Below are 18,678 nucleotides of genomic sequence, written 5' to 3'. Positions count from 1 at the left end.
GAAAACAGATTGTTTTTCACAAGAAAAATCTATACTAATCAATAAATTACAGACTTAGAAACAAGATAATAACAAGTAGTTTACAAGTTTATTAACAGAAAAAATCTTCTGTTAATAACTTGTTAGTGGATAATAGGATAACCCTGTGCACAACCCAGTGGTTAACTCGTTGAATAACTTTATCAACAATTATTACACAGTCTTTGCAGAGTTATTACACAAATAATTCTCAAGATAGTCACAAACTTATCATTCCCATAAAGTATTGAAATTTAGTAGAAAAAAACACTTATCCACAGAAAAGTCTCATTATAATAATAATAACAATATCAAATCATCAACCTTTCTTAAAAAGAGTATTATTTTATAAATAATGATTTGGCGAATTGAATTTTGGCAATATACAAAAATCGTCAATCAAAACGTCAGTTGATGTGGACAACCCCAACATTAGCTAATAGAATTGGCAGCCCTTAAATCGGAAGTCATAGATTTATCAACAACAAAGCTAAAGAAGCCGTTTTAAGAGCAAACTACATGCTATTTAAAACAACTCTCTGTGTATAACTGTCTACATAAAACTCAACAAATACTAATGATTGTCCTATATAACTTGTTTTTCATTTAAAACTGAGTATATTTTGAACATTAATCTGCATCATCCAGCTGTTCTTGTTAGTAAATCCATTATTTTTTCTAAAAAATTTAGTCATATATCGAAGAATTAAGACTCATATTGGTAACTGCCAACAGCCTTTTGAATAAGATTGACTGAATGGCAGTGGTCTATCTGTTAGCGTTTAGTTATTCACAAATAGAAAGTTTGTAATAGAAAACGGCTCAACAGTGGATAGTAGTGACAAATTTGATCAACTCTTCTTCAAGCGTTAACAGTTCAGCTAAAAATCTTGTCTTACTATCCATTTTTGAGGAAGGAAATATAGAGTTGTTAGCAATCCATAATAGCCATTCGAGCAATTATCCACAGGGAAAGTAACTTTTTATGCCGATAGTTAATCTGTGTATAACCCAGTTAGTGCAAACAAAATGTCAGTTTTGTACTCATACTCCCTTCACCACCTACTTATTTACCTAAAACCAGCAAGTTTTATCGGTTTCATTCTGATATATCCTGATATTTGGTAAAATATCCGAGTTACCCACAGCTAACTGTAATTTTGAGAATAATCTACAGCTTGTGAATAAAGAGTCTTATTCAACCCTTTTAATGGCTGAAAAATATTCAAGCTGATCTACGTTTATCAACGGAAGCCCTTTAAAAACCTGCCCTTAAAACAAAAATTGCAGCTAAGCTGTTAATAAATTGACCTGACTAATAAGATTCCTTACAATTGCGCGTCTTTTAGATCTAAAAAAAGAGCTGTAAGTACTTTCTGGAAAGTAAATAGGTACGACGTATGAAAAGAACTTTTCAACCAAGTAACCTAAAGCGCAAGCGCACTCATGGTTTCCGTGCTCGCATGGCAACTAAGAATGGCCGTTTGGTAATCAAACGCCGTCGCGCTAAAGGCCGCAAGCGCCTGGCTGCGTAATTGGTTTTGATAGGGCACTTGTAGCGTGGATCAAAGATTCAGCAAAGAGTCTCGTTTATTAAACAAGGCTGACTTTCAACGGGTCTTTGACAACGCGCCCTTTCGAGCTTCCCACCCAAATCTGCTGATCCTGGCAACCCCATCTTCCCATCATCAAGCTCGACTAGGCCTGGTTGTGGGTAAAAAGAACACTAAAAAAGCTGTTTCAAGGAACCGAATTAAGCGATTGATTCGAGAGTCCTTTCGCTGTCATAAACAACAACTTCCTCCCATTGACTTGGTGTGCATAAGTCGTAAAGGTCTTGCGGAGTTGGATAACCCAGCTATGTTCCAATTACTAGAACAGCAATGGAAGCGGCTAATCAAAAAAGCTGGCAAACTATCCACAAGTAATAATTAGATAACTTCTATACCAGCAAATCAGCCCAATTAGCTTAGTTCGTAACACCAAAAACTGGCTATCATATGGCTAATACCCTAGAGAACAATAATTAGATCATTCATTATTTGATCTTTTGTATTCCTTTTACACTCAAATTGACCGTAGATTAAACACAATTAAACAAGATTAGCAGTAGGGTAATTAGGCAAACTTGCGTATAATCCCTCCCCTTATTTAGATGTGAATAACTGTTATCAACAGATGGTATGGCTTAAGAAACCATGGATTTTCAAAGAACGTTACTTATAGCTGGCTTAGCAATAGTTGGCTACTTAATGATTTTGCAGTGGGATAAAGATTACAATCAGGTCCCAACAACTACCCAGCAACAGGAACAGCATCAAACCGTTCCATCAACTGGAGATACTCCACAGCTGTCTCAGGTTAATCCTGAGTCTCCTACTACAGATGATGTACCAAAGTTAGATACTGTATCTGATGCAGCTACAGATGCTTCTGTAGCTGCAAATAAGTTGGTTACAGTAACAACTGACACCTTAGCTGTAGAAATCGACACTAAAGGTGGTGACATAATTAAAGTTTCACTGTTGAAATATCCTGTTAAGTTACCTGATGATGAAGAACCAAATCCCCCTTCATTCACTTTACTAGAGCGATCATCAGCTAGAACCTTTATTGCTCAAAGCGGTTTAATTGGACCTGATGGAACTGATAGCAAAGGCAAGCCCACTTATCAGTCAGCTCAAGCCAGTTACGAATTAAATGGTAAAGACACCTTAACTGTGGATCTTTCTCTGATTGATGAGAAAGGAGTTAAGGTTATTAAACGCTATACCTTCACCAAAGGCAGTTATGAGGTCAAAGTCAGTTATGTTGTGGATAACTCTTCTTCCACAACCTGGCAGGCGAACTTATATGCTCAGCTAAAGCGGGATAATACCCAAGATCCTAGTAACTCCGCCTCTTCCATGGGCATGAGTACCTATCTTGGCGCTGCTGTACGTGGCCAGGAAGAAAGGTATGTAAAACTACCTTTTGATGAATTCGATGAGAATAAGTTTAGCGCTGACGTTACTGGTGGTTATGCCGCTATTCTGCAACATTATTTTGTCAGTGCCTGGGTACCTAATCAGGAGCAGCTGAATAATTTCTATACCAGAAAAGCTGGTAGCCAAAATATCGTTGGCTTTAAAAACCAAAACAACCCTCTCAAGTTGGCTGCTGGTGAAAAAGGTGAAGTGAGTGCGACGCTTTATGTTGGTCCCAAAGATCAAAAGCGTTTAGCTGAACTGGCTGATGGTCTGGAGCTGACAATTGATTATGGCATTCTTTGGTTTGTTGCTCAGCCGTTGTTCTGGTTATTGACATTTATTCACAGCCTAATTCCCAACTGGGGCTGGAGTATTATTTTACTTACTGTGCTGGTCAAAGCTGCTTTTTACCCATTGTCTGCTGCAAGCTATCGCTCTATGGCAAATATGCGTCGTCTGTCTCCTAAACTTCAGGAGATGCGTGAACGTTACGGAGATGACCGACAAAAGATGTCTCAAGCGATGATGGAAATGTACAAGAAAGAGAAAATCAATCCTCTTGGTGGTTGTTTACCAATTCTTGTACAAATGCCAGTATTTATAGCCCTTTATTGGGTACTGCTAGAAAGCGTTGAGTTACGCCAAGCACCTTGGTTAGGTTGGATAACTGACCTGTCAGTTAAAGATCCATATTTTATCCTGCCATTGATTATGGGTGCATCTATGTTTGTACAACAGTTGTTGAACCCAACGCCTCCAGATCCTATGCAAGCGAAAGTGATGAAATTGATGCCAATCATTTTCACGGTATTCTTCTTGTTCTTCCCTGCTGGTTTGGTATTGTATTGGGTAGTTAACAACTTATTGTCGATTGCTCAGCAGTGGATGATTACCCGGCAGATTGAAGGCCAAGCTGCTTCAAAATAATCAACAGATTTCCACAATGTTATCCACAAGGCTCTAACTATTGGTTAGGGCCTTTTTCTTGCCTATAATCAATAAGTTAACTCATTTTAATCAACTTCCCTTTCTTAGCTTTTACACAGATAAAGATTATGAATTCCATTGCTACTCTCGATACTGATACCATCGTTGCTATTGCCACTCCCCCTGGTAGAGGTGGGGTTGGGATTATTAGGGTGTCTGGATCAAAAGCCAGGGAAGTAGCTGATCAATTGGTAAAAACTCAATTAAGACCGAGGATGGCACATTTCGGGCCATTCTATAGCCTGGGGAACGATGTTTTAGACGAAGGCATTAGCTTATTTTTCCAAGGGCCACACTCTTTTACTGGCGAAGATGTGTTGGAGTTACAGGGGCATGGTGGACCAGTCATATTGGATCTGATATTGAAAGAAATTCTGTCAATGGGAATTCGTCATGCCCGACCAGGAGAGTTCAGTGAACGAGCATTCCTCAATGATAAAATTGACTTAACTCAGGCGGAAGCTATTGCAGATCTAATTGATAGCGCATCAGAGCAAGCTGCTAAAAGTGCCATTCGTTCACTGCAAGGAGCCTTCTCGAAGCGTATCAACGAACTTGTGGAAAACTTGACTCAGCTGCGCATTTACGTCGAAGCCGCTATCGATTTTCCTGAGGAAGAAATTGATTTTCTGGCTGATGGCAAAGTGGCCAGGGATTTAGATTCAATTATCCACAATGTAGATTCAGTACTGAAAGAAGCTAATCAAGGAGCGATGCTCCGTGAAGGCATGAGTGTAGTAATTGCCGGGCGCCCCAATGCGGGTAAGTCCAGCTTGCTTAATGCATTGTCTGGTAGAGAAACAGCAATCGTCACTGACATAGAAGGCACCACTCGGGATGTGTTAAGAGAACATATCCACATCGATGGTTTACCATTACATATCATTGACACAGCTGGATTACGAGCTAGTGACGATAAGGTTGAGCAAATCGGTGTGGAGCGGGCCTTCAAGGAAATTAGCGAGGCGGATCGAGTATTGCTAATGGTGGATGCTAGTACTTCTCAAGCAACAGATCCTCATGAAATCTGGCCAGAGTTTGTGGATAAACTGCCTACTTTAGATAAAGTTACCATCATCCGAAACAAAGTGGACCTCACTGGTGAAGGTGCTGGGGATAAAACTAATCCACAAGGTGTAATGACCATCGCAATCTCTGCAATGCAAGAACAAGGTATTCAAGAGCTGAAAAGTCATCTAAAAGCCTGCATAGGATTTGAAGGCACAACAGAAGGTGGATTTACCGCCAGAAGACGTCACATAGAAGCCATCAATCAGGCTCAACAATACTTATACACAGGCAAGCAGCAACTCACCAGTTACGGTGCGGGAGAATTACTCGCTGAAGACTTACGGCTTGCTCAGCAATCACTGAGTGAAATTACTGGTGAATTCACCTCCGATGACTTACTTGGACGAATTTTTTCCAGTTTTTGTATTGGTAAGTAATTGGTTTTATCTCCGTGTTTTGAGCCCTTTATTCTTTGGTTAACGGGCTTTTTTGTATCTGTTTTTTGGTTTATTTGAATATTTTAACCCTTTTCTATTTATTACTATATTTTTATTTTAAGATAAATTGTTTAATAATTATTAATTATATTTAATTGTTAAAATTACTATTTTATTTATTTATACGTCAGTTGAATTAAGATATATTTTTAATATATTTAAATTTTTTTGTTTAATATGCTTGTATATTAGCTTTTTGTGTTTTTGTTATATTTTATTTTCTAATATACAATGCTTGTGACTTATAATTTTTTTTAGTATTGTTTGTTTTTTGTAAGATTTTAACCTAGATCTTAAGTTAAAATGAAGCCGGCAATACCAGTAATTCTGAAGCGATTACTGGAATGGATAAATCGATACTCGTATTTTCTGTAAATTATAGAAATAAAATTGCAGCCTATTTATAGACTAAAATGCTATTATTTATTAGCATGTATTTTGCAATTCAGTCTATCATTTTGTGTTCATACAAACTGGTAGGCCTACTCTAATTTATAAATAACATAAGCTTTATTTATTTTTCCAATTTTTTTCTTAAAGCTTTAGCTAATTTATTGCTATATAGGCTGATTAGCTGGCTTGGTCCCCTTGCTATTTTTAATGACATTTAAAAGTGTCATGAAACTTCCCCCTGACATAAAACCTTAAACCTCTCCATTTATCTCTGACCTATACTAAAACCCGCTAACACTTACAAAGGACCACCCAGCAATGCCAGGCAAGGAATATCAGCTGACACCCAAAGAACTAAGAAGCAGAGAGATAGCAGAACAAACAGCCGCATTCTTGAAGTCTGGCGGCAAGATACAAGAAGTTCCACCAGGGACAAGCGGGCTACCCAGTATTAAGGACATTAAACGGTCATATCAGGTAAGTATTAGGGGATTCCTAACTTGATCTATAATTAGTTATTAATGAAAATAGCATAGTAGCTCAATAAATGATGTTTTTAGCTCTGGCAGAATTAATGAACTTGAAGGATCACTTAAGCTTAAAGATCGTGAAGTCACTTCACTGAAGTCTGAAATAGAGTCCCTTAAGCTTGAAAATATTTCACTTCGAAAAAAACTAGGTTTACCTATAAGCGAATCAATACAAGATGACTCTGAATCTGTCGGCTCATACATAGATACAAGTGACAGCTCATTTCTTGCTGGTGCAGTGACAGGTGCTGTAGTTGTGGATAACCTATCTGATCTATCTTCATCTCCAGATTCTACTACCCCCCCTTGGTCCAGACATGGATTCAGGTAGCAGCTCATCAGATGGAGGGGCTGATGAAGGAGGTGAATAGTGAAACTCCTACACCTTAAGCACTCAGTATAACTATGTTAAACATACATACTTGAAATAAGTGTAAAAAATATTCATAAACTCATAGGGCTTCTTAGCTTAACGGCTGCTCCTAAAAGTGATTCACTTTGGCTATAAAGTAGTACTCTTAAAAAAAGATAGGGCTAAAAGCACTATTTTAGTCATTCACCCTACTCCAAAAACTGCGTTTTCTTCCATGTAGTTCTTGAAGGGTTTGATAATACTCTTCAGCTGTTTTTAAAGATTGGTAGTCTTGAATTTGGCTATCTAATGCTATTAATTTTTTCAGATAACGAGCTGCGTGGTTATAGGCTTTGCTGTGTGCATTATCAAGAATATCATCGGTTAATACTCGGTAGCATGCTATTACAGCCAGTAAGCATTTTTGTTTATCAAATGCTTTTACATAGTCGTTTAAACGTTTATAAGGAACACTAGGTAATTCTTTAAATCGTTTTAAAATTAGGTTTTGTGCTTTTTCAAATTGCTTTAAATAAACTAGTTTATCAATAGCAATATAAAGCATGTTACACTGTTCTGCTTCATCGACTGCTTTAGATAGCACTTGTTGTTTTTCTTCTTCTGGTAATAACTCAATTAATTCATTAAGTGCTTCAGCTGTTTGAGTGGTTTGGTAAATTTTTTCTCTGACTTCCCGCAGTTTGGGTTTGTTATTCATTAGCTCATAAACTTTATTAAGCAACTGATAGCGAGTAATTTCATCATTTGTCCAGGGTTGATCCAGCCACTTCAGTGCCTTTTCAGCCTGATTAAATAACAGGTATTGCTCAACCAAGCTTTGGATTTGCATTGAGTTAGGTGTTGGTGAAAGCAGTAATGTAGCATGTTCATATAACTCGGGATCAGCCAATGCTTGAGCGACCTGGTGTAGTTTTGTAGTCAGCTTTATTAGTTCGAAAGTGGGTCTTGTATAACTATTATGAGTGCCCTCCTTCTTCAATTGTGTACGTATTTCATTTTCATAGCGCCAGGATAGCTGCCGGAGTTGTTGCTCATTTAATAGCAAGTTAGCGTTAGGTAATAACGCATCTAAAACCCCATAGTCTTCTTGCTCAACCAGGTCATAGATTTTAGCCAACCAGTCAATGTTATTATTTCCCCAGGCTTTAGCAGCATTTAGCCACAGCACATTAGCACGAAGGAACTCGCCGCCGATAACACCACCAGAATCATCCACACGATTCATCACATCACTGTGAATGGAAAGCAACAAATCAGTTAACTCGAATGCACTTTTAGGGCTATGAGGTAGGATAACTTGCTCGATATCATCAATGATTGCAGAGAGCCTGCCTGCCAGTTGAAAGCTTTCTCCATACTCTATAAACCGGCGACCACGCTTAATAGACTGTATTTGGCTTTTTGCTTGGCGAGTTAGGCCCTCTGGGTTTGAGCGTAAAGCAAGGGACTCGATTTTTAAATCCAGTGTACGGTCCTCTCCTAGTAAGCTGATAACGAATTCAGCAAGAACGGTTGAATCAAGCTGTTTTAACTGGGCTATCAGTTGTTCCTTTTTCATTGATGTACTCTATATGTAATGTACGCTTTTCCCTACCCTGTATTTAAGGGCATAGGTGACTCCTAATATATGAGGGATATGATACCTCACTGTTTAAGAATAAAAAGAAGCTAGCACAGATACTGGGCTTGAGGCTGATCACGAATTGTCAACTCCAGTTTTAAACCATGCGTGTTAGTTTGATGTGAGTAGCATTAGGCGAAGGAATGTTTGATCTAATCTGGTGTTAGTCCAGTTGGTGCTGCTCTTTCATTATTTTCTGGAATGTTCCATCTAGCATGATTTTTCTTAGTCCTAGATTTATATCTCTAACCTTTTCTTGATAGTTGGCTGTTGTATTTGATACACCAATGTATATATATTGTTTTTTTATCGCAGGCTCTACAAAAATGATTTCATTAGTAATGCCTGGGTATTTTTTTCGTGCTCTACTTGCATCCGAAAATAATCGATTTTTTTATACAGGCTAATATGTCTATTCACTTTTACAGCTACCCAAGCTCCTCCTTTATCTTTGAGCTTACTTTTGTCATATAGGGGGATAGTCTTCAGAGGTTATTGTAAATGTCTTAGCAGTAGTCATTTCAGCTAGCAATTGCCAAAAAATAAGCGTTGACATGAGTGTTAAAATTTTTCTATAGCTTGTCATTTTATTGGTGTCTTGCAATTGCTATGGTTTTCAATCATTTAATTTTTTTGTATAGAAGCTTTGGCTAAAAGCTGAATTAGTTTCGATTAATTGCAAGAGTACTAAAGTCGTAGCGTATTAACTTTATATAAGTCATAGAATGTACATATCAATAGAAACTAAGTAGCAGGCAACCCTAAAAGTCCCATGTTATTAAAACGTTGACATACTACACAAGAGAATCAGCGTTTATTTTGGCTATGTACCACTACTCACCAAGGTTAAGCCTGTTTACAATGCCACTCTTGATTAAATGCGGATGCACTGTTGCTAAGGAGTGCTTATTCCATGTATGTACGCTTCACATTTGATGGTAAAACTTATGAATTTCACCACCGTGGGTTGCCAAGAGACTTCGAATTTAGTCGCAAGTCGTTTAGAAATGAGGCAGAAATGCGTCAGTTTGTGGATGCTTGTCTTAGAAGCGACTCAATGGCGGAAACCAAGCTGGCTTCTTTTGTAGGCACTTCTGTTGAGAGTAACTTAGCTGATCGGGTTGTTAAGGCTTTGCAAGCTGGACGGATTCAAGTCAGTGGACGTGGCGAAATACCAGTAATGCCGTTTAATCCGAAGCCTAGGGTTAAAGAGCCGGAATATGTGCCTGAGCCAGCCCGTTCTGTTACAGAAGAAAAGCCTAATCTTGACTATAAAATAGTCGTTGAAGTGGCTGGTATTTGCCAGGATATGAATCAGGTGGTGGTATACGGCAATCGTCAGGAAGGGCTGACAGAGTTAATGGAAGGCGCTGTTCCCTATAAAAAAGACGGCACTTTACACCGCAGTTTAGTCACAATCGGTAATATTCCTAATAAACCCAGGCAGCTGGGTCTCCGTATTGTTATGCATAAAGCAAATGCCGGTACCACAGAGCCACCGCTCTACCTGCCATTTGCTGACAATGTGCAACCCGTCCTCAAAGATACTGAGAAAGATGAGTGGGATAATGTCATCATTCCAGTTAAACCCCTTGGCTACATTACTGAGAATAAGCGACGACAAGAGTCAGATATCCTATCTCAGGGCGGTTGGGTGTATATATTCAAAGGCAGTGAGTTATGGCGAGAATTGCAGGTTTATAACCATCAAACCTATCGGGATACTCGATTACACTACTACCGAAGTATGCGGACCAATAAATTTGCTGCAGATGATCCTGAGCATCGAGAAGCCTTAGGCTCGGCTTACCACACCATTTGGCTACCTTATAAGGCTAATGGCGCAGTGATATCAGGTTATAAGATGATGTATTCCCGCAAGCCACTCACTTGGGAGCAAATTGATCAATTAGAAGCCAACCCAGTCGCGCTAGAAAAACGTACTACTCCTGTTGACGGGGTTGCTATTTATGGAAGCAGCAAAAATTTTGATCTAAATGACGGGCCTATTGGACCTGTTGCCCCTGCTTTATTGGACCAAGTTAAAGAACTGGTTCCTCCTCCAGATAATCCGAGGAAGGCACACCCAAACTATTTGGATGAGCATCGAGAGCATAAATTTCCCGTAGTGTATCTTGATGCGGTAGATAGAACGTTGCGGTTACATTTTGAACTAGACTGCCATGCCCCGGAAGATCGTAACTACTATTTCACTCTGCGTAAGTCAGACAACAGCTGGGAACATTCGTTAAAAATAGAGCAAAAGAAATCGGCATTGGTAGAAGGTGGTAATAACGAGTGGGTTGAACTGGTTTTTGAAGACGTGCCACCAGGTGGTAACTTTGATCTGATTCAGGATCAAGAGGAAGACGGAAAACTGCCCTTTTATGTATTTAGTGATCGTAGCTATGAGTCATTATTAGTCAAAAATTTGCAGTCAGAAAAAAGCGAACAAATTAACTAATAAAGTAGTGAAATAAAGGTATTTTGATGAAAAAACAACTATCAATATTTTTTCTATCCCTGTTTATAATTGCAGGTTGTAGTGAAGAACAATCCTCTTCAAGCAAAGAGACTAGTCAACAAGAACAAAAAATAACATTAACCCAGGCAGATCTTTTAGGCTTAAAGCTAGAAGAAGAGGTTTGGCAAGATCCAAAAAGCTATGATAGCCCTAGAATACAGTTTGTATGGGATGACTCACCTAGTGGACTAGAAACGAAACATCAGATGGAAATATGGAGTGCTAAGCCAGATTTTTCTGATTTAAAAATTAGAGTTCCAGGAAACTTAATAAAAGGAATTGTTCGAGATAGTAAGCCTTCACCAGACGGTCGTTATGTGGCTATGGCTGTTGATGATGGTGAGCGTTATGAAAAGCAGCTTTATGATATTAAGGCAAAGCAACTGAAAGTAATGAGCTTTGGACCTGTTATCCCCTCTTTTGAATGGAGTCAAGACAGTAAAACAGTATACTTCAATGAGGCAGGTAATATGAAAAAGTATCATGTACCTACCAATAAGCTTGAAGTAGTCACTAAATATGAGGAACATGGTAACTCGTTTATTTTAATGGATAAGGACACTAAATTTGTATTCACGCGAAATAAAAAAATAATTATTCGTGATGTTGAAACTGGAAAAAAAATGTATGAAAAAGAATATGGTAGTGTAGATCATAGAGGTTTAATTAAATATAAGAATGGGAAAGTCTTTGGATATCAAACAAACGAAGGTTTTATTGTAGCTAATATAGATAGCCCGGAAAAAGAACTAATAAAATTAGATGGGAGTGTTGGTAATTTACTAGGTTTTGATTTGAAGTCTTATAATAAAATTTGGCTCAATTTTTTTGGTTTTATAGACTTTAGTGTTGGAAGAATTCAGGATGTTGAGAATATAAGTAAATTTTCAAAGGCTGGCGGTTCAAAAAACCAATATGAGTTTTATAACCTATAAACAAGGTTTCTAGGATGTCAAGTAAAAAATTAGCTGAAGTACATGCGTTAAAAACAGTTTATTTGTTATCAGGTATTTATGATACTCAAGGAGTAGTTTCAGGTACCGCTCGGCCATTGATTAATACCCTATTTATTGCCAAAAGCCCTGTAGTAGATAAAAAAGATAAAACAGCTTTATTGGCCACTAATGATGATGGTTATATTAATAGAGTTGATGGGGACTTTACTCAGGGTAGTAGGATAAGAAATTTTTCTAAGGAGGAAGCAACTTATTTTTATTTTCCTCCTGTGGATACTATAGCTAAGTTATTTGCTATATATGGCCAGGATAGTTTTTTAGAAAAAATAGAGGAATGTATCACTAGTCAGCAGTTAAAAAAAAGTAAAGGGATTAAATTAAATACTAAGATCACTGGTGACTTGTTAGAAAAGCCAAGTGAGGGCGATAAGGGTAAGCATTATGAAAGTTGGTATAATGCACACAAAAGCAAGGTAATAGAAGGATTTATCCTGCCTAGGGTTAAAGTAGTGATACTGTCATTCTCTAAAAACTCTATTTTTAATGATGCTACTATTGAAATGTGGAAGCATAATGAGGTTGAGAGTGATAGTAAAATTAAAGGAGGTATGCAAAAAGATGATAACGAAACCCCGGTATTTATTACTATAGATACAGAGGGTAAAAATATTAATGAAGGACTTTATAATATAAGAATTATATTTTCTGATGATGCAAAAGGTGATATAGAAAATAGTCAATACAGTTTTACAAAAAATAAACTAGGATTTTATTTCTATGAACTAAAAGAACAAATCAAATTCGATATTCGAAACCCTACCGCTGATATCTGTATGTTAAATGCAGATCCGATTCATTTGGAAGAAGCTTTAATTAAGCAATTCCCTGAGGTGTTTCGGGATGTTATCAAAATTACCCGAGATATGACTAAGGGGAAAATTGATGGTAAAACAGCTGGGCCTGGTTTAACCCCTTATTTACATGATATGAAAGTGCGTCATGAATATTCGGCCTTGGCTGAAGGTATTATGACCAGTGCCTATACTTCCGTCAGCAGTGGCAAGGTGGATACCCCAGGATTAATTGATAATAGTACCAAGCTAATTGACACGGTTTTAACTGACCAAGGCTATACAGAAGCTGCCTTAGTAATGCGGATTGGTTTTGAGGCTAAGGCGATTCAGGCTACTTGGCAAGGCTTACAGACAGCGTTAAAAGATCAGCAAACCTATGCAAATAACTTAAAGAAAATCCAACGTATTGAAGCTATGTTGACTGATGGTGCACTTCACCCATTCCGTCAGCAATCATTAGCTAATATTATGGAAAAAATAAAATATGAAAACTATGTGAACTTTGAAAAGTTCAAACAAGTTATTAATGTAAGGGAGTGGTTGAACCCAAGTAAGTTTGCCATAAGAGATGCACAAAAAGTCGTAGATAAAGTGGCGCAAGAATATGTGATGGGAGTAAAGTTTAGTATACCGCCAAGGTATGTTCATTTCGGTACTCGTGCGTTTGGGGCATATCAATTTGTTACTGGTCTATCTGGGCTGGTAGATAGCTATAAAAACCTGGATGCGAAGCTTAAAAGTGCTGAAGAAAGCAAATCATTTTATGATGATGTCATTAAAAGTTATAAAGAGCAAATAGGCGAATCCATAACGCCAGAAATTAAAAAAATTCAAAATGACCTGTTAAAAATTGGTCAAGCAACCCATGCGAAAAAAGCCAAAGTTACTGGTGGTTTTAAAGATGGTCGCTATGTAATAAGAACCTTAATCACATTCAATCTAGATAAGCATGAAACAATTACTTTACCACTAGAGTCAGTTGCCAACTTAATTAAATCAGATGAAAAAGTTACTTTATCACTTTATGGGCATGCCTGCCCAATAGGTACTGATAAGTATAACTACGACCTATCCAAAGCCCGAACCGGGCATATCCACAAACAGTTTACCAATGCGGGTGTACCAGCAGACCGAATAGAAGTGGCCTGGTATGGTGAAACTCAACCGTTAAGAGATAAAGAAAGGAAAGTAGATTTTGTAGCAAGCCGGCGGGTAGAAGTTGTTTTGAGTGTACCTGGAGGGGAGCTAATTTTCAGGCCCTCTAGAGAGGCAATGCAGAACTTAGAGCAAGCCAGACAACTACAAGTTAATGCCTATTTTGATTACCATCAAGCACAAATAGAAATGTTATGGGCAATATTTGATGCAGCTTGTGGTATTGCTGCTATGTTTCCTCAAACCATGCTCATCGCAAACTGTTTAATGTTGTTTAAAGATGCCAGCAAGGCTTTAGTTTCAGCAACAGAATATATTGATGATTTGCTTGGTGATAATTTACTGAATGAATATATTGATTATCATCGCTTAGAAAAGGATATCGGTACCAAATCCCTTTACAATCGTAAATTTATTCAAATTGTAAAACAAGATGAGAAACAAGTTGATTATTTAAAATTTTTAAATAATCAGTATCGAATTCGTGCTGAAGTATTAAATAGCTTAATTAAGCTTATTATCCGTGCTGCTTACCAATATAAAAGCTTAGGCTATGTCATCATGAATGGTGGTGAGTTTTCACCTAACTATGCAGAATATAAAAAACAATTAGAAAAACTCCATATCGATAAATTCATTAACTTTTTTGTGCTCAATTCTGAATGGAGTTACCCACACGACAACCAATTTCATTATCCTCTTGATCAGTTTTGGATGGATTACTTAGGTATGCCTGATGTCTGGGACAATTCAGGGGAATATAAAGTGGATAAATCGTTACTATCCACTAAGTTTGAAGAATCCAGTAAAAATGTAATGAGAAAGAACTGGATGCTTCACAGCTCAAGGCTAAGAATTCCAATACCTATGCCAAACTTTGATGAAAAAATGATGTTGGCAAACTTCCAAAGTTGTTTTCCTATTCATGGTGTAGGTAGCCCATCCATTGAATCACTAATGATGGATTTGGATATTAATTATGCTGGTATGGATATTAGTATTTATAAATATACTGGTGTCTATATTAAGCCGGCTATAATAGAAAATAATCCAGAATGGATGCCTTTAGTAGACTATTTACAAAGTTTGGAGAGTAAAGATAGGTCTGTATCACCATTCGACGAAATACGGGTAATTATTGTTTTAAAGAAAGATGAGGAATATACGAAAGAACAAGGTAAGCCAGAGCATTACCTAGAACGAGCTATTCCAGTCAGCTTAAGACCTGTCAGGATGGTCAATGCGTTTGCTGAGTTAGAAGGCCCAGTTTATACAGATGTGACTCAAAAGCTAACAGATATTGATTTGCTGCCAGAAGAAAGTCAGTTTAAAGGCCATTATGGTTGTGTCTTTTATTTGCGTTATCGTTTTGGTGAGAGACGGATTATTCCCGGAATTAAACCAATGACTCAATCCCAGTTATTTGACTTTTTCGATAAGTCAGAGTGGAATAGTAAAACAAACAAGCTTGAAATGCAGTACAAGTTGGAAGTAACAGTAGGACGAAACCGAAAGACAACACGGCCTATCCGAGTTGAAGGCACTGATGAAAACTTTACACAAAGGAACAAGGATATTTTAGACGGTGTTGGAGTAACTGATGTCGTCAATATAGGAGGCGCAGTCGCAAAGATAGGACGAAATTTATACGATAATTATAAAGTTGCCGAAAGTTTTAATGAAAATTTTTGTTTGTCTATTAATCCAGACCGTTCAAAAGCATTAAGAGATGAAGAGGGAAATTGGATAAAGAATTTATTTCCAGAAAGCTATCTGTTTGATAAAGATTTTATGCTCTCAAAAGAGCGAGACTATCAATTTCCGAAACTGTTTTCTGGGCTTACGGCAGTTGCACCTATGTTTAGGGTAGCTGAACAAGGCTCATTTTTTATCTCAGCAAAATATGCTTATGGGCTATCAGGCACTAAGTTTAGCGGTAAAAATGATAAAGCTGATCATAAAACCATGTTAAAGGAGTTTGACTGGAATGATAAGGTTGAGTTGGGCTTACTAGCATTCGTAGAAAAAATTGATGAAGAAATGTACAAAAAAATGGGCCATAGCTGGCAACAACTGACTTGTGCCTATGATTTATCAGAAGAAGGTGATACGTCAACGGTAGGCCCGACAGTTAATACGACCTTAACCTATTTAGGTACACTGAAAGTAGATGCAAAACTTAAAACTAATTCCAGTGGTGGCTATATGGGGATAGCGACTGTGGATATTATAATTGACGAATCAAACTATACCTTTATTGCAAGTAAATTAGCTGAAAATCAATCGCTATTAAATACGTATCAGTTAGCACCAATGTTGTCGATGCTAAATTCTTCAGACTCATTAATCAAGAAACAGCTATTAGAAATCATTAAGCCTCACATCAGTGGTAAAATGTCAGCAACAGTTAAAAATAAAATGGAATTACATGTTTATGCTAGTGTTGAGAACTTATCTTATAAGACTCCAGCTGGCTATGAGGTTGATGGACTAAGGCCATTTGGCAAAAAAGCGATTTCAGATGGCTTCTTTGATTGGTTACTTGGAGCAGACGATAAGGTTGATTTAAAAACAAACAAGATGCATGACTTTAAGTTCTGGATTAAAAACCTGCGTAGTCAAGGTAAATCAGGACTTTCCGATAAACATGTTAAAAAATATGACGACGGTTTATTCTATATCCCTGCTCCTAAAAACTTTGCTGATCCTAAAACTTGTCCTTGGGCTAGAGACTCCGATGACCCTAAAGAAAGGGAAAAGGCAAAAAGTGGTGCATTTGACTTAACTCGTGATAAGAGATGGGTAGACAAAGTAGGAACGGTTACACCTAATAAACTACCTAACCTACCAACGACCAACAATGCGATTAAGTGGTACTTTTATGGTGAGTTTGATAAAAGTAAAGGCACCAATTATAGAAAAATGGCTATAAAAAAATGGGTTGAAGATGGTGTGTCAGCAAAAGATCCTAGTGTGCTGAATTGATAGGATTAAGTATGTAGTAAACATAAGACACCAGAAGTTAATGGTGTCTTATGTGGGATTTTTTTTTATACTATAATCACAAACAACCTCTGCTACTCGTATTCTATAATAATCAAATAAATAGTCTTTACCTCTTTTCTGTGCTCTTCGATGTTCAATTTGGTTACGCCAGGTTTTTACTGCATTTTCGTCTTCCCAAAAAGAGAGTGAAAGAATACGGCTAGGGTTTGTTAAGCTTTCAAAGCGCTCTACAGAGATAAAGCCAGTGATACTTTCTAAACTGGTTTTTAATTCCGCTGCTATTGTAAGATACTCTTCCTTTCCCTCTTCTTTAGGCTCTACCTCAAATATGACGGCGATCATATTTCATCCTTTGCTGGTTGTTTATAGGTTTGGGGTACTACTTTTAAAAATGTACGTTTTTCTGAAATGATAAATTTTTCTTGTTGAGCAAAATTAAAGTTTGCCTTTCCTTTATTATTTTCTTTCAACCTGGCCCTATATTTTTCATAGCCTGCCAGGCTTTGGAAGGTTATTAATCCATAAGCTGTATCATTGGTACCTTCATGGGGTAAAAAATAACCAATTAGCTCGCCTCCACAGGCAGGTATAATTTCACCCCAGTTTTGGGCATATTCTTGAAATTTATTCAGTTTCAATGGATCTATTTCATACTCAATAAAACAGGTAATGCTCATTAGTGTTATTTCCTCTTGGTTGTTCAGGCAGTCTAACAAGCAATAATTGTTTTGCTTCGATGAGCATCGAACTGTTCTCTTTCAAATGGATATATACTTAAAATGATCAGTATAATATTGCCTAAAAAGGTATGAAGGTAGATTTAAGTTGGAACCTGATATTTCATTTGTAGCCAGTTTAATTGGTGATACAGCAAGAGCAAAAATGCTAACTGCATTGATGGGAGGCAAGGCATTAACGGCCACAGAGCTGGCTATAGAAGCAGATATTACTGCACAAACAGCCAGTAGCCATTTAGCAAAGCTAGTAAATGGCGAACTAGTCGTTGTAAGAAAGCAGGGAAGGCACAAGTATTTTCAATTGAAAGACGCTGAGGTTGCTGGGCTTATAGAGAAACTACTGAATATTAGTTCTATAACAACCCATCAAAAAGTTGTAACTGGTCCTAGTGATCCTGCATTGAGGAAAGCCCGTGTTTGTTACGATCACTTAGCTGGGGAGCTGGGTGTAGTGCTTTATGATACCTTAATATCACAAGGTCACATAGTCGACAATAGTACTGAATTAGTCGTAAGTACTCAGGGGAAAGTTTTTTTCAAAGGATTAGGGATAGATTTTAATAAACTGAATAAAACTAAACGCCCGATATGTAAAGCTTGTTTGGATTGGAGTGAACGACGTAGCCATCTATCAGGTAGTTTAGGTCAATGGATATTAACAGATATATTTAGTAAGGGCTGGGCTACTAAACAATTAGATTCCAGAGCTATTAGGTTTACTCGGAATGGTTCCAACAGCTTTGTCAAACAGTATAACTTGCCCTCTACTCTCATAATTAGTTGCCACATTTGACTATACTAGTAAATTAAATATTAAAAATTAGTGAGTTATGAGTTTTATAGGTCTAGCCAAATTATTGGGGTGTCAGCTATTGAGCTATTTGTGGTTCATACAAGTAGCATTGTCAGAGCCAACTACGATTATCTGTAGTACTGATAATCCAAAAGGTTCTTTACATGTACTTGCTCTCGAAAAGTTTGGTGAACTTGTTAGTCGATAATTTTACATTGCCGCGCTGAACAGGCAGCAAGTGTTCGATCATTTTA

At 37.5% G+C, this 18,678-nt stretch carries 13 protein-coding genes; 9 read left to right on the top strand and 4 right to left on the bottom strand.

Features of this window, described 5'->3' with window-relative positions; translation table 11 throughout:
* The first annotated feature begins 1,418 nt into the window (after positions 1–1,418).
* The 5 genes from rpmH (at position 1,419) to G4Y78_RS28585 (ending at position 6,379) form a co-directional block, all read left to right on the top strand.
* Positions 1,419–1,553, top strand: a complete 135-nt coding sequence (rpmH, locus tag G4Y78_RS28605; RefSeq protein ID WP_163836336.1) for a 50S ribosomal protein L34 — start codon at positions 1,419–1,421, stop codon at positions 1,551–1,553.
* Between the two features lie 25 nt (positions 1,554–1,578).
* Positions 1,579–1,953 (top strand): ribonuclease P protein component, encoded by a 375-nt coding sequence (rnpA, locus tag G4Y78_RS28600; protein ID WP_163836335.1) that lies wholly within the window; start codon positions 1,579–1,581, stop codon positions 1,951–1,953.
* 263 nt (positions 1,954–2,216) lie between these two features.
* The gene (gene yidC, locus G4Y78_RS28595) at positions 2,217–3,914 is read left to right on the top strand and encodes a membrane protein insertase YidC (RefSeq protein ID WP_163836334.1); all 1,698 of its coding nucleotides are present in this window, start codon (positions 2,217–2,219) and stop codon (positions 3,912–3,914) included.
* 128 nt (positions 3,915–4,042) lie between these two features.
* The gene (gene mnmE / locus G4Y78_RS28590; RefSeq protein WP_163836333.1) at positions 4,043–5,422 is read left to right on the top strand and encodes a tRNA uridine-5-carboxymethylaminomethyl(34) synthesis GTPase MnmE; all 1,380 of its coding nucleotides are present in this window, start codon (positions 4,043–4,045) and stop codon (positions 5,420–5,422) included.
* Between the two features lie 771 nt (positions 5,423–6,193).
* On the top strand, positions 6,194–6,379 hold the full coding sequence (locus G4Y78_RS28585; protein ID WP_163836332.1) for a hypothetical protein: 186 nt from the start codon (positions 6,194–6,196) through the stop codon (positions 6,377–6,379).
* Positions 6,380–6,393: 14 nt separating this feature from the next.
* On the opposite strand, the gene G4Y78_RS28580 is transcribed toward G4Y78_RS28585, so the two are convergent.
* Together G4Y78_RS28580 and G4Y78_RS28575 are read right to left on the bottom strand one after the other, a co-directional pair.
* On the bottom strand, positions 6,394–6,744 hold the full coding sequence (locus G4Y78_RS28580) for a hypothetical protein (protein WP_163836331.1): 351 nt from the start codon (positions 6,742–6,744) through the stop codon (positions 6,394–6,396).
* Between the two features lie 209 nt (positions 6,745–6,953).
* Positions 6,954–8,336: a DUF6880 family protein gene (locus tag G4Y78_RS28575; RefSeq protein WP_163836330.1), complete on the bottom strand. Its 1,383-nt coding sequence runs from the start codon at positions 8,334–8,336 to the stop codon at positions 6,954–6,956.
* Between the two features lie 976 nt (positions 8,337–9,312).
* Between G4Y78_RS28575 and G4Y78_RS28570 the strand changes: the two genes are divergently transcribed.
* From G4Y78_RS28570 to G4Y78_RS28560, 3 genes are read left to right on the top strand one after another with little or no spacing between them, the layout of a single operon-like run.
* Entirely contained in the window at positions 9,313–10,863 is a 1,551-nt protein-coding gene (locus G4Y78_RS28570; protein WP_163836329.1) for a hypothetical protein, read from the top strand.
* Between the two features lie 26 nt (positions 10,864–10,889).
* A complete protein-coding gene (locus G4Y78_RS28565; RefSeq protein ID WP_163836328.1) occupies positions 10,890–11,858 on the top strand; it encodes a TolB-like translocation protein in 969 nt (322 codons plus the stop codon).
* 14 nt (positions 11,859–11,872) lie between these two features.
* Positions 11,873–16,873 carry an OmpA family protein gene (locus G4Y78_RS28560; protein ID WP_163836327.1) on the top strand — a complete coding sequence of 1,667 codons (5,001 nt, stop codon included), beginning with the start codon at positions 11,873–11,875 and terminating at the stop codon, positions 16,871–16,873.
* Positions 16,874–16,921: 48 nt separating this feature from the next.
* On the opposite strand, the gene G4Y78_RS28555 is transcribed toward G4Y78_RS28560, so the two are convergent.
* Both G4Y78_RS28555 and G4Y78_RS28550 read right to left on the bottom strand, forming a co-directional pair.
* A complete protein-coding gene (locus G4Y78_RS28555; RefSeq protein WP_163836326.1) occupies positions 16,922–17,236 on the bottom strand; it encodes an antibiotic biosynthesis monooxygenase family protein in 315 nt (104 codons plus the stop codon).
* Positions 17,233–17,571, bottom strand: coding sequence for an NIPSNAP family protein (locus G4Y78_RS28550; RefSeq protein WP_163836325.1), 339 nt, complete (start codon positions 17,569–17,571; stop codon positions 17,233–17,235). Before G4Y78_RS28550 ends, G4Y78_RS28555 begins: the two co-directional genes overlap by 4 nt.
* A 148-nt stretch (positions 17,572–17,719) precedes the next feature.
* On the opposite strand from G4Y78_RS28550, the gene G4Y78_RS28545 reads away from it, so the two are divergent.
* Entirely contained in the window at positions 17,720–18,424 is a 705-nt protein-coding gene (locus G4Y78_RS28545) for an ArsR/SmtB family transcription factor (protein WP_163836324.1), read from the top strand.
* Positions 18,425–18,678: the final 254 nt, after the last annotated feature.

This window comes from Spartinivicinus ruber (assembly GCF_011009015.1).
Classification (GTDB): domain Bacteria; phylum Pseudomonadota; class Gammaproteobacteria; order Pseudomonadales; family Zooshikellaceae; genus Spartinivicinus; species Spartinivicinus ruber.
Note: the sequence above shows the minus strand (reverse complement) of the source record. Positions and strands in the feature narration are given on the sequence as shown.